This window comes from Rhodococcus sp. P3_B8, assembly GCF_056402775.1.
Window position 1 is genome coordinate 1 of sequence record NZ_JBFUGT010000206.1, and the last position, 11,519, is coordinate 11,519.

14 protein-coding genes are annotated in these 11,519 nt (G+C 69.8%); 10 read left to right on the top strand and 4 right to left on the bottom strand.

From position 1 onward, the window contains the following. Both AC1D1G_RS33365 and AC1D1G_RS33370 read left to right on the top strand, forming a co-directional pair. The coding region (locus tag AC1D1G_RS33365) for a zinc ribbon domain-containing protein (RefSeq protein WP_477955419.1) at positions 1–592 on the top strand (592 nt) is incomplete at its 5' end. Between the two features lie 217 nt (positions 593–809). Next, complete coding sequence (locus AC1D1G_RS33370) at positions 810–1,643, top strand: siderophore-interacting protein (protein ID WP_418340894.1); 834 nt, start codon at positions 810–812, stop codon at positions 1,641–1,643. A 29-nt stretch (positions 1,644–1,672) separates the two neighbouring features. On the opposite strand, the gene AC1D1G_RS33375 is transcribed toward AC1D1G_RS33370, so the two are convergent. Continuing rightward, positions 1,673–2,236, bottom strand: a complete 564-nt coding sequence (locus AC1D1G_RS33375; protein WP_280781694.1) for an NAD(P)H-dependent oxidoreductase — start codon at positions 2,234–2,236, stop codon at positions 1,673–1,675. A 101-nt stretch (positions 2,237–2,337) separates the two neighbouring features. Here AC1D1G_RS33375 and AC1D1G_RS33380 point away from each other — a divergent pair, with 101 nt between their 5' ends. Together AC1D1G_RS33380 and AC1D1G_RS33385 are read left to right on the top strand one after the other, a co-directional pair. After that, complete coding sequence (locus AC1D1G_RS33380; protein WP_477955420.1) at positions 2,338–2,937, top strand: TetR/AcrR family transcriptional regulator; 600 nt, start codon at positions 2,338–2,340, stop codon at positions 2,935–2,937. A 34-nt stretch (positions 2,938–2,971) separates the two neighbouring features. After that, complete coding sequence (locus tag AC1D1G_RS33385; RefSeq protein ID WP_283335260.1) at positions 2,972–3,742, top strand: META domain-containing protein; 771 nt, start codon at positions 2,972–2,974, stop codon at positions 3,740–3,742. On the opposite strand, the gene AC1D1G_RS33390 is transcribed toward AC1D1G_RS33385, so the two are convergent. Then, the gene (locus AC1D1G_RS33390) at positions 3,739–4,290 is read right to left on the bottom strand and encodes a nucleosidase (RefSeq protein WP_477955421.1); all 552 of its coding nucleotides are present in this window, start codon (positions 4,288–4,290) and stop codon (positions 3,739–3,741) included. The genes AC1D1G_RS33385 and AC1D1G_RS33390 overlap by 4 nt on opposite strands. A 50-nt stretch (positions 4,291–4,340) precedes the next feature. Here AC1D1G_RS33390 and nadE point away from each other — a divergent pair, with 50 nt between their 5' ends. Then, positions 4,341–5,180: an ammonia-dependent NAD(+) synthetase gene (gene nadE / locus AC1D1G_RS33395; protein ID WP_005240272.1), complete on the top strand. Its 840-nt coding sequence runs from the start codon at positions 4,341–4,343 to the stop codon at positions 5,178–5,180. A 4-nt stretch (positions 5,181–5,184) separates the two neighbouring features. Beyond that, positions 5,185–5,970 (top strand): SDR family oxidoreductase, encoded by a 786-nt coding sequence (locus AC1D1G_RS33400; protein WP_280781691.1) that lies wholly within the window; start codon positions 5,185–5,187, stop codon positions 5,968–5,970. Here the strand turns inward: AC1D1G_RS33400 and AC1D1G_RS33405 are convergent. After that, complete coding sequence (locus AC1D1G_RS33405) at positions 5,967–6,224, bottom strand: MoaD/ThiS family protein (protein WP_283335257.1); 258 nt, start codon at positions 6,222–6,224, stop codon at positions 5,967–5,969. The genes AC1D1G_RS33400 and AC1D1G_RS33405 overlap by 4 nt on opposite strands. Next, positions 6,217–7,272: a GTP 3',8-cyclase MoaA gene (moaA, locus tag AC1D1G_RS33410; RefSeq protein WP_477955422.1), complete on the bottom strand. Its 1,056-nt coding sequence runs from the start codon at positions 7,270–7,272 to the stop codon at positions 6,217–6,219. The genes AC1D1G_RS33405 and moaA overlap by 8 nt, the downstream gene beginning before the upstream one ends. 122 nt (positions 7,273–7,394) lie before the next feature. On the opposite strand from moaA, the gene AC1D1G_RS33415 reads away from it, so the two are divergent. The 4 genes from AC1D1G_RS33415 to AC1D1G_RS33430 form a co-directional block, all read left to right on the top strand. Next, a complete protein-coding gene (locus AC1D1G_RS33415; RefSeq protein WP_280781689.1) occupies positions 7,395–8,579 on the top strand; it encodes a molybdopterin molybdotransferase MoeA in 1,185 nt (394 codons plus the stop codon). Then, positions 8,576–9,550 carry a bifunctional molybdenum cofactor biosynthesis protein MoaC/MoaB gene (moaCB, locus tag AC1D1G_RS33420; RefSeq protein ID WP_280781688.1) on the top strand — a complete coding sequence of 325 codons (975 nt, stop codon included), beginning with the start codon at positions 8,576–8,578 and terminating at the stop codon, positions 9,548–9,550. Before AC1D1G_RS33415 ends, moaCB begins: the two co-directional genes overlap by 4 nt. Then, a complete protein-coding gene (locus AC1D1G_RS33425; RefSeq protein ID WP_280781687.1) occupies positions 9,543–9,956 on the top strand; it encodes a molybdenum cofactor biosynthesis protein MoaE in 414 nt (137 codons plus the stop codon). The genes moaCB and AC1D1G_RS33425 overlap by 8 nt, the downstream gene beginning before the upstream one ends. A gap of 252 nt (positions 9,957–10,208) precedes the next feature. Continuing rightward, a partial coding sequence (locus AC1D1G_RS33430) for a DEAD/DEAH box helicase (RefSeq protein WP_477955425.1) occupies positions 10,209–11,519 on the top strand: 1,311 nt, incomplete at its 3' end.

Below are 11,519 nucleotides of genomic sequence, written 5' to 3' on the forward strand. Positions count from 1 at the left end.
TCTCAGCACCCTCGAGACCCGCGGACACGGACGGGTCAACAACAATCGGGCCGCGCAGTCCGCCCGCCGCCAAGCCGTCGCCGCCCTCGCGCACACCGCCGCGGGTGCCGGGATCACGGTGGTTTCGGTGCCGGCCCGGGGATCGTCCGCATTGTGTCCGGGCTGCGACGAACCGCTTGCCCGCCCCGGCGGCTACCACGACGCGTGGTGCCCGGGCTGCCGGGTCGGCGGCAACCGCGACCACATCGCCGGGGTGAACCTGGCCAAACGCGCACTGCTCGGTAAAGGCAAAGTCACTCGTCGGCGTGGGCAGTTGCCCGCGGTCCGGGGCGCCGAGCATGCGCCGGTGCGCAAGTGTCGCGACAAGAACACTCCGACACCGAGCACGCCGCGGCATCGCCGGGTCCGCCGCAGCCTGCCCACCGTGACACCGTGGATGGGGGTGACTCCGAAACGGCATGTTCCTGCGCCACAAGCGTCGGTGTGGGACACGGTTCAACCCACACCACCGCACGGTGATACGGGTAGCCGTGACACACGTACATCTCAGACGCCCGCCACACGAGTGGCGGATGGTATGAGGTCTACGTAGACGCTCCGGGAGCTTACGTCCTTCGGGAGAGCACCGCCCGCACCGGCCGGAGACGACTCCGCCGGACCATGGCGGCACCCTCCGAGCGCAGCCCTCGCCCCACCCGGAGACACCGCTCCCCGACCGCCCGCGGCCGGGCACACCGGGGCGTCGCACACGACGTGCTCCCCATGCTTGCCGACCGGTAACTGCCTGCCGGCCCCGGTACCGTGAGCGCATGTCCGACGACTCCCTGGACCACCTCCCCTGGTCGGCATCCGTGGCGCGCACGACGCGGGTGACGCCGAACATGCAGAGGATCACCCTCGCGGGCGGAGATCTCGGTCGATTCGAGTCCAGCGGGCGGCCGGACGAGCGCCTGCTCCTGGCCTTCCCACCCGACGGCGCGGAGAAGCGCAGCTACACCGTCCGCCGCTGGGATCCGGACGCCCTGGAGATGGACATCGATTTCGCCGTCCACGCGGGCGGAACCGCGGCGCACTGGGCCGCTCGCGCGCGCCCCGGTGAGACGCTCGGGTTCTCCACCGCCTCGGGGTGGTACGCGCCGCCCGCCGATTCCGAGTGGCAACTCCTCCTCGCCGACATGACGGCACTGCCCGCCGTCGGCCGGATACTCGAGGAATTGCCCGGCTCGCCGCGGGTGCACGTCATCGCGGAGGTCACGACCCCCGAGGACCGGCAGCAGTTCGCCACCGATGCCGCGCTGACCATGACGTGGCTGGACGGGAGCGGAAACGGCGCCGGCGACAGTCTGCTCGCCGAGGCGGCCCGCGACTGGCCGCGCCCGGATGCACCGGGATACGTGTGGTTCGCGGGCGAGGCGAAGGTGTCGCGGGTGGTGCGGCGCTGGTTACGACATGACCTGGGCTGGCATGCGGACCGCTACGACGTCATCGGTTACTGGCGCGACAACAAGGAGGAGTGGGTCACCCGGTACGAGACGGTGCGCGAACAGATAGAAGCCGCCAGGGACTCTGCCCTGGCGGCCGGTGAAGACTTCGACTCGGTGCGCGACGCCGTCGACGCAGCCCTGGATCGGACCGGGCTGTAGCGACGACGGCGCCGCGCGCGAGCGGATCGTCAGGCGTCGACGAGCTGCTTCGTGGCGTCGACGAGGCTGGCGACGACGTCGGCAACCTGCTGCGCGACCTCGGCGTTCTCGCGCGGGTGCCGGTCACCGAACTTGTCGATGGTGCCGCCGATGGCGAGGGTGACGTCCTCGAGGACCTTGCCGCCTGCGATGCGGACGGCCTTGCGGGTGTCCTCGTGCGCCCACTGTGCACCGTTGCCGCTGGGTGAGGCGCTGATGACGGCGACGGGCTTGTCCTTGACGGCGCCGGTGCCGTACGGCCGGGAGATCCAGTCGATGGCGTTCTTGAGGACGGCGGGGATGGTGCCGTTGTACTCGGGCGTGAGGAGCAGGAGCGCGTCGGCGCGGCCGGCGGCCTCACGCAGCGCCTCGACGGCGGGGATGGAACCGGCGACGTCGATGTCCTCGTTGTAGAAGGGGACGTCTCCGAGGCCGTCGAACACGGTCACCTCGGCACCGTCGGGCGCCACGGCGATCGCGGTCTCGGCGAGCTGACGGTTGACCGAGGCGGCGCGGAGGCTGCCGACGAGAACGAGAACGTTGGTCTGTGACATGTCAATAATCCTTCGATGGTGCGTAGGGCGACTCGTGAACATGTATAGCAACTAAACGGACCGCGGTCCACTTATGTTCCCGTCACGGTAGGATGCGAGGCGTGACCAGTCCCCTGCTGCCCCAGATCGGGGTCGATCCCCCGGAACGCGGAGACGCCGCACGTAATCGGCGTCGTCTGCTCGACGCGGCTGCGCTGCTGGTCGCGGAGCGCGGCGTCGACGCCGTCACGATGGACGCGGTCGCCTGCAAGGCCGGTGTGGGCAAGGGCACAGTGTTCCGCCGGTTCGRCAGCCGGTCGGGCCTCATGCACGCACTCCTCGACCACACCGAACGGGAACTCCAGCAGTCCTTCATGTTCGGTCCACCGCCGCTCGGACCGGGCGCCGACCCGATCGACCGACTGATCGCCTTCGGGCACGCCCGCATCGCGATCGTCGAGGTACAGGGTGAGGTCCAGCGCGCGGCCGAGAATTCCCTCGAGTTCCGTTTCGCCGCACCCGCCCGGGCGGTCTCCGTGCGCCACGTCGTGTCCCTGCTCCGCGCGGCCGGGGTGCAGGGCGACCACGAACTGCTCGCCTGCTCATTGCTCGCACCCCTCGAAGCCACGCTGGTACTGCACGAATTGCGCGACCTCGGGATGTCCGTGGAGCGGCTCGGCGCCGCCTGGGAGGACCTGATCCGGCGCGTCACCCGATGTTGATCCCGGATCCGGACAATTTGTCTAACCTCGGGGAATGCGCACCACCGCGACCGTTCTCGGCCTCCTGACGTTCGCCTCGCTCACCGCCTGCGCCGGGGACGCGCAGCCCGGCCCGCCGGATCCGGCGGGCCGCACCTACGTCTCCACCTCCGTCGAGGGCGACCCCATTCCCGGCGGTGGGCCGCTCGTGCTCGGCTTCACCGACCCCGGACGCCTCTCCGTCGAGGCCGGATGCAATCAGGGCAGCGCCGACGTGGACCTGTCCGGCGGGAAGGTCGTGGCAGGACCGCTCGCGATGACGTTGATGGCGTGTCCGGGCGAGGCCGCCGGCGCGGACGCCTGGGTGGCGGCGCTGCTGGACGCGCAACCGAACTGGACTCTCGGCGGCGACACACTCACCCTCACCACCCCCACCGCTTCGGTGACGCTGACCGACGAGAAGGTCGTCCGGCCGGATCGGCCCGTCGTCGGGACCACCTGGACGGTCACCGCGCTGATCAGTCCGGACGCGGTCACGACGACGGAGGCATTGGAAAGGACGGCACCCCAGTTGCTCATCGCCGGCGACGGTTCGGCGTCCGGCTTCACCGGCTGCAACCGCATGACCGGGACCGCGGACGTGCAGCGGAGTTCGATCTCGTTCGGGCCCTGGGCCACCACCCGGATGGCGTGCCCCCCGGATGTGTCCGAGGTCGAACGTGCCGTTCTCGCCGCGTTGACCGGGGAGACGGGCTACAGCGTCCATTCGGACTCGCTGCGACTGGTCAACAGCGACGGGATCGGGCTGACACTGCGGGCGAGCTAGAGAGCCGCCAGCCAGCGACCGAGTTCCCGGGCGCTCRCATCGATCCGGGCGGGCCAGTCCAGTGCCGAGTCGTCGGCCGTGTCGCTGACGTGCTTGACCAGCCGGCACCGGGCGCCGCCGCGAGCGCTGGCATAGGCGACGGCGAAACCCTCCATGTCGACGAGGTCGGCCCTGCGGGCGAGCACGTCGCGCACGCCGGCGTCGGACACGAACAGATCGCCGGTCGCGAGCACCGAACCGTCGCCGTCCGGCAGGGCGAGGAGATCGGCCACCTCGTGGCCGAGTGCTCGGATGGCGTCGCCACTGATGTCGTGGTTGAGGACGGTCGACGGCGTGAACAGGCCACTGTGATGCTCGTGCAACGCACCGGCGGTGCCGATGTTGACGACGAGCGGCTTGTCCGTTCGCGGGTAGTCGGCGAGTGCGGACGCCACGGCCACGGCGGCGCTCACCTTGCCGATCCCGGTGATCAGGACCTCGAACTCGGGCGGGACGTGCACCGCCTCCGCCTTGGTCGCGCTGACCACCAGAACGTCCGATCTACTCATGCGCGGAACCGTACCCTGCGCTCGTCAGGGGCACTCGCTAGAGTTCTGTCATGGCGAATCTACGTGCGCAGATCCTCGAGGAACTCGGTGCCCGGCCCACCATCGATGCGGCCGACGAGATCCGCAAACGTGTTCAGTTCCTGAAGGACTACCTGCTGTCGACCCCGGCCAAAGGATTCGTCCTGGGTATCAGCGGCGGTCAGGACAGCACCCTCACCGGACGCCTCGCGCAGCTCGCGGCGAGCGAACTGCGCGACGAGGGCCACGACGCCGAGTTCGTCGCCGTGCGGCTGCCCTACGGCACCCAGGCGGACGAGTCCGACGCGCAGATCTCCCTCGACTTCATCAAGCCCGACCGGTCGGTGGTCGTCAACGTGAAGCCCGGCGCGGACGCCACCGCGAAGGAGTCGTCCGAGGCGCTCCGCGACATCATCGGCGACGGCGGCGAACTCCGCGACTTCGTCCGCGGAAACATCAAGGCCCGCGAACGCATGGTGATCCAGTACTCGATCGCCGGCCAGCTCGGGTATCTCGTCGTCGGCACCGACCATGCCGCGGAGGCGATCACCGGCTTCTTCACCAAGTTCGGCGACGGCGGCGTGGACGTCACCCCGTTGACCGGGTTGTCCAAGCGTCAGGGCGCCGCACTCCTGCGCGAACTCGGCGCACCCGAGAGCACGTGGAAGAAGGTCCCCACCGCCGACCTCGAGGACGATCGCCCCGCCCTCCCGGACGAGGAAGCGCTGGGAGTCACGTACGCCCAGATCGACGACTACCTCGAAGGCAAGGACGTGCCGGACGCCGTCGCGCAGAAGCTGGAGACGATGTTCCTGAACACYCGCCACAAGCGCACGGTCCCGGTGACCCCGCTCGACACGTGGTGGCGGTGACCCGATGGTCCAGGCGCTCGTCGCGGGCGGTACCGGCACTGCGGGCCGGCAGGTGGTCAAGGAGTTTCTCGCGCGCGGTCACTCCGTCCGGGTCCTGACCCGGCACGGCGGTGCGCCGGGCAGCGAGATCGCCCATTTCCACGGTGATCTCGTCACCGGTGAGGGCCTCGCCGAAGCACTCGACGGGGTCGACGTCGTGGTGGACACCACCGACGGCAAGACCCGCGGCACCCGGGCCGTGCTGGAGAAAGGCGCCGAGAACCTCCTCGCGACCGCGGACGGCGCGGGAGTCGGGCGCGCCGTGCTGCTCTCCATCGTCAACGTCGACCGCAGCGAATTCCCCTATTACCAGGCGAAGCGGAAGCAGGAACGGGTCTACGAGAGCGCCGCGATGGAGACGTCGATCGTGCGGGCGACCCAGTTCCACGACTTCATTCCCATGATCGCGAAGCCGGCGAGCCGGGCCGGGTTGATCCCCGCGTTCTCCAAGACGAACTTCCAGACCATCGACACCAGGGATGTCGCGACCGCGCTGGTCGACGCCGCCCTGGCCGCCGAACCGGCGCCGGAGGGGACTATCACGATCGGTGGACCGGAGGTTCGCACCGCCCGCGATCTGACGGCGGCGTGGAAGAAGGCCACCGGGACGCACGGGTTCGTCGTGACCGTGCCTCTTCCGGGCGCGATGGGCCAGTTCTTTCGAGAGGGATCGAACCTGGTGCCCGACAATCGGTTCGGAACGATCACGTTCGACCGGTGGCTGGCCGACTCCGTGAACGCGGCCCGCTAGCCGCCGGCGAACGGCGGCAGCACGTCCACCTGCGTACCGGCGGTGCGGGTCAGGTCGCGCGTCAGCTCGGAGTCCACCAGGAACGCGGAGACCGACAGAACCCGCTGCATCTCGGGTCCGTACTTGGCGAGGAGATGTTCTTTCACCTGGCCGAGGTCGGCGCCGACCGGGAGGTCGAGAGTTTCCTTGGTGCAGCCCGCCGCGTCGGCGGCGGCCGCGAAGTACCGAACGGAAATGCCTGTCACGTCAACCACCGATTGCTCCCATGCTCCGTTGCGGCGGGGCGAAGCCGTCCGCGTTGATTCCGTGGCCTGCCCACTTGTTCCACATCGCGCCGCGCCACAACTGCGCCAGTTCCTCGTCGCCCGCACCCGACCGCAGGGCCGCCCGCAGGTCGATCTCCTGGTCGCTGAACAGGCACGACCGTACCGTTCCCTCGGCCGTGAGACGGGTGCGGTCGCAGTCCGAGCAGAACGAGCGCGTGACGGACGCGATGATCCCGACCGTGGCCGGTCCGCCGTCGACGAGCCACTCCTCGGCGGGCGCCGACGGATCTTCCCTCCCGTGTTCGGTGAGGGTGAACCGCTCGCCGAGGACGGCCAGCAACCGGTCGGCGGCGACCATGTTCTCGCGTGCCCACTCGTGATCGGCGTCGAGCGGCATCTCCTCGATGAACCGCAGCGCGACGCCCTCGCTCAGGCACCACTCCAGGAGATCGGCCGCTCCACTGAGCGTTTCGGGCATGAGCACCGCATTGATCTTCAGCGGCGCCAGTCCGGCCCGGGCGGCGGCGCGGATACCGGCGATCACCGACGGCAGCCGGTCGCGCCGCGTCAGTCTCGCGAAGTGCTCACGATCGACCGAATCGAGGGAGACGTTGACCCGCGTCAGTCCGGCGCGGGCGAGCCCGGCCGCGCGGTGCTCGAGACCGACCGCGTTGGTGGTCATCGCCAGCGGGATCCCCGGTGCCCGCTCGGCGCACCCGGCGATCATCTGCTCGAGATCCACCCGCATCAGCGGCTCGCCCCCGGTGAACCGCACCTCGCGCACACCGAGCCGGTGGACGGCGATATCGACGAGCCGGACGATCTCGTTCGCGGTGAGGAGGTTCTCCGCCGCAATGGCGGGCAGGCCTTCCTCGGGCATGCAGTACGTGCAGCGCAGCGAACACTTCTCGGTGATGGACACCCGCAGGTCCCGCGCGACCCGGCCGAACCGGTCGACCAGCTGGTCGACGTCGGGTCTCCCGTCGAGCGAGACCGACGACCGGACAGTCGGGATACCCATCGCCACGGCCGTCATCGAGTTGCCTTTCGCTGCATCTGTCCAGTATGCCGCGAGGGGGTGACCGTTGTCCGGCGCGGTGCCCTCGTCGCTCCGTTGGCGGGGTGCCTAGGATTGGTGACCATGGCCGGAGGAACATCGTGACCGCACGCTCTGTGGAGCAGCACGCCCAGCACGTCGCCGAACTCCTCGCGACGCTCCAGGAGCGCCCGGCCGAGGAGATTCCGCTCGGCGAGGCGCTCGGGCGCGCCCTCGCCGCCGACGTCCACTCCCCCGTCGACCTGCCGTTGTTCCGGAATTCGCAGATGGACGGATACGCGGTCGACGCCGCATCCGTCGCGTCGGTCCCGGCTGTGCTGCCGGTGCTGGGCGTGATCGCCGCGGGACCGGCCGGCGCCACCACCCACACACCCGGGACCGCCTACCGGATCATGACCGGTGCGCCGATCCCCGACGGCGCCGACGCCGTCGTCCCGGTGGAGGACACGGAGACCACGGACGGACAGGTCCGCATCGAACGCTCGCGCACCGCGGGCGAATTCGTGCGCGAGCGCGGCAGCGACGTCCAGGAGGGCACGCTCCTGCTGCCCGTCGGCAGTGTTCTCGCCGCCCGGCACATCGCCGTCCTCGCCGCCGTCGGCCTGCAGCGCGTCCCGGTGCGTCCGCGTCCCCGCGTCGCCGTGATCACCACAGGCGCCGAACTGGTGGACGCCGGGACCACACTGCACCCCGGAGAGATCTACGACTCCAACGGAATCGCCCTCGCGTCGAGCGCCAGGGCCAACGGCGCCGAGGTCGTCTCGATCACCCGCAGCGGCGACGACCCGGCCGAGTTCCGGACCCTGCTCGCGGAGGCGACCACCACCGCCGATCTCGTCCTCACCTCCGGCGGGGTGTCGATGGGCGACTTCGAGGTGGTCAAGGAGACGCTCTCGCCGCTCGGCGCACAGTTCGGTCACGTCGCGATGCAACCGGGCGGCCCGCAGGGCACCGCCGTCGTGGACGGTACGCCCGTCCTCAACTTTCCCGGTAACCCGGTGAGCACCCTCGTCTCGTTCGAGGTGTTCGCGCGTCCCGAGATCCGGCGCGCGGCCGGGCTCCCTCCGACCGAACCCGAGGAGCTGCCGCTTGCCGCGGCCGTCACCTCCATTCCCGGCAAGCGGCAATTCCTCCGCGCACGCCGCACCGACGCCGGGGTCGAACTCGTGTCCGGCCCCGGTTCCCATCTCGTCGCCGCGATGGCATGGGCGGACGTCCTCCTCGACGTTCCCGCCGACGTCACCGCGCTCGACGCCGGACAACTCGTGAAGGTGATCCCCCTATGAGCGACCTGACGCACCTCGACAGCGAGGGCCGCGCCCGCATGGTCGATGTGAGCGCGAAAGCGGACACGACCCGAATTGCAGTCGCTGCCGGGCAGTTGGTCACCACACCCGCGGTGATCGAACTGGTGCGGGCCGACGATCTGCCCAAGGCGGACGTTCTCGCGACGGCCAGGATCGCCGGGATCTCGGGGGCGAAGAAAACGTCCGAGCTGATTCCGCTGTGCCATCAGCTCGCGCTGTCGTCGGTGAAGCTGGAGTTCGGGTTCACGGGCGATGCCATCACGATCGAGGCCACCGCGAAGACGAAGGGCCCGACGGGCGTCGAGATGGAGGCCCTCACCGCCGTGGCGGTGGCCGGATTGACGTTGCACGACATGGTGAAAGCCGTCGACCCCGCCGCGACACTGGACGGTGTCCGATTGCTCACCAAGGACGGCGGCAAACGCGGACACTGGACGCGTGAGCAGCAGAGCACCGGAATCCCCACGGTGACATCGCGATCCGCGGCCGTTCTGGTCGCCTCGACCGGCGGCGCGAAGGGTACTCGGGAAGACACGACCGGCCCGGTGATCGCCGCGTGGCTCGAGGACCGTGGCTTCACCACGCGGGGTCCGCTGGTCTACGCGGACGCCGACATCGCCGCCGGCCTCGCCGACGCACTGTCCGGCAATCCGGCGCTGATCATCAGTACCGGCGGTACCGGCGTCTCCCCCACGGATGCCACCCCGGAGGCCACCCGTGCGGTGCTCGACCGAGAACTCCCCGGTGTGGCCGACGCCATCCGGAACCGCGGGACGGCGGTGACCCCGCACGCCTCGCTGAGCCGCGGACTCGCCGGTGTGGCGAACGGCACAGTGGTGGTGAATCTGCCCGGCTCGCCGGGTGGCGTCAAGGACGGATTGTCCGTCCTCGATCCCATCGTCGACCACCTCCTCGCTCAGGTCGCAGGCGGAGGTGCGCACGATGAGTGACATCCTCGCCCAGATCTCGGATCAGCCCCTCGATCCCGCCGTCGTCGACGCCGCCGTGGCCGGGCCCGAGCACGGCGCCGTCGTGGTGTTCACCGGCGTCGTCCGTAATCACGATGGCGGACAATCCGTTTCGGCTCTCGAGTACCAGTCGCACCCGGACGCCGAGCGCTTCCTCCGTACCGTCTGCGAGGAGGTCGCGGCGTCCACCGGACTACCCGTGGCGGCCGTCCACCGGGTCGGGTCCCTCACCGTCGGCGACCTCGCGGTGGTCGCCGCAGTCGCCGCACCACACCGCGCCGAGGCGTTCGCCGCGTGCGCCGAACTGGTCGAACGGATCAAGCACGAAGTACCCATCTGGAAGCGGCAGAATTTCGCCGACGGGGCCTCGGAATGGGTCGGTTTGTGAGTCCTCGGTCGGACCGTTCGGCTGCCACCGGGTAGAGTGGCGATCACTAGGTGACCACGACGGTCATCGAGCGTCGTAGAACGCATTCAGTTCGGTCACCCGAATCCTGTTGGATGTGCACCACCGCATCCGCTCTTCTTACGGCGAAGAAGCTTGCCGACCGGCAACGCCGCCAACCTGTGCTCGAGCTCCGACGGAGACCTTCCGTATCGGCCCTCCGGGCACAACCCTGTGCCCGAAAGGCCTGACCACTTGTCTGACACACATACTCCCGACACGACGTTCGCTGCGCTCGGCGTCCGCGAACCACTGGTGAAAGCACTCGCCGACAAGGGGATCACCTCCCCGTTCCCCATCCAGGTCGACACCCTCCCCGACACGCTGTCGGGCCGCGACGTGCTCGGCCGGGGCAAGACGGGCAGCGGTAAGACGCTCGCCTTCTCCATCCCGATGGTGTCCCGCCTCGCGGGTGAACTGTCGGGCGGAAAGCGTCGCCCGGGTCGCCCGGTGGGCCTGATCCTGGCCCCCACCCGCGAGCTCGCCACGCAGATCACCGCAGCCCTCGAGCCCCTCGCCGCCGCCTACGACCTGCGGGTCACCACCATCTTCGGTGGTGTCTCCCAGAACCGTCAGGTGAGCGCGCTCAAGGCCGGCGTCGACATCGTCGTCGCGTGCCCCGGACGGCTCGAAGACCTGATGAAGCAGAAGTTCGTGAGCCTCGACGCCGTCGAGATCACCGTGCTCGACGAGGCCGACCACATGGCCGACCTCGGCTTCCTGCCCGTCGTCACCCGCATCCTCACCGCGACCCCCCAGCACGGGCAGCGGCTGCTGTTCTCCGCCACGCTGGACAACGGCGTCGACAAGCTGGTGAAGCGGTTCCTGAAGAACGAGGTCCTGCACTCGGTCGACGAGGCGAACTCGCCCGTCGCCGCCATGACGCACCACGTGTTCGACGTGGACGGCGTCGAATCCAAGCGCAAGCTGGTCGAGCGGCTGGCGTCCGGGACCGGACGCCGGATCCTGTTCATGCGCACCAAGCACCAGGCCCGCAAGCTGGCCCGTCAGCTCACCGAGGCGGGAATCCCCTCGGTCGACCTGCACGGCAACCTGTCGCAGGCGGCCCGTGACCGCAACCTCGCGTCGTTCTCCGCCGGTGAGGCACGCGTGCTGGTGGCCACCGACGTCGCAGCGCGCGGCGTCCACGTCGACGACGTGCAATTGGTCGTCCACGTCGATCCGCCCGCCGAACACAAGGCATACCTGCACCGTTCCGGTCGCACCGCACGCGCGGGCAGCGCCGGCGACGTCGTGACGGTCGTGCTGCCCGAGCAGCGCAAGGACCTCGCCGTCCTGATGCGCAAGGCCGCGATCAAGGTGACCCCCCTCCGCAGCACCGCGGATTCCGCACACGTGCTCGACCTGGTCGGCGACATCGCACCGCACGTCACCCCCGCCCCCAAGGCGGCCGCGCCCGCGTCGAACGGCGGCGGACGCAACCAGCGACCGGGCGGCGCCCAGGGTGGACGCGGCGGCCAGGGCGGTCGCGCACACGGCCAGGGC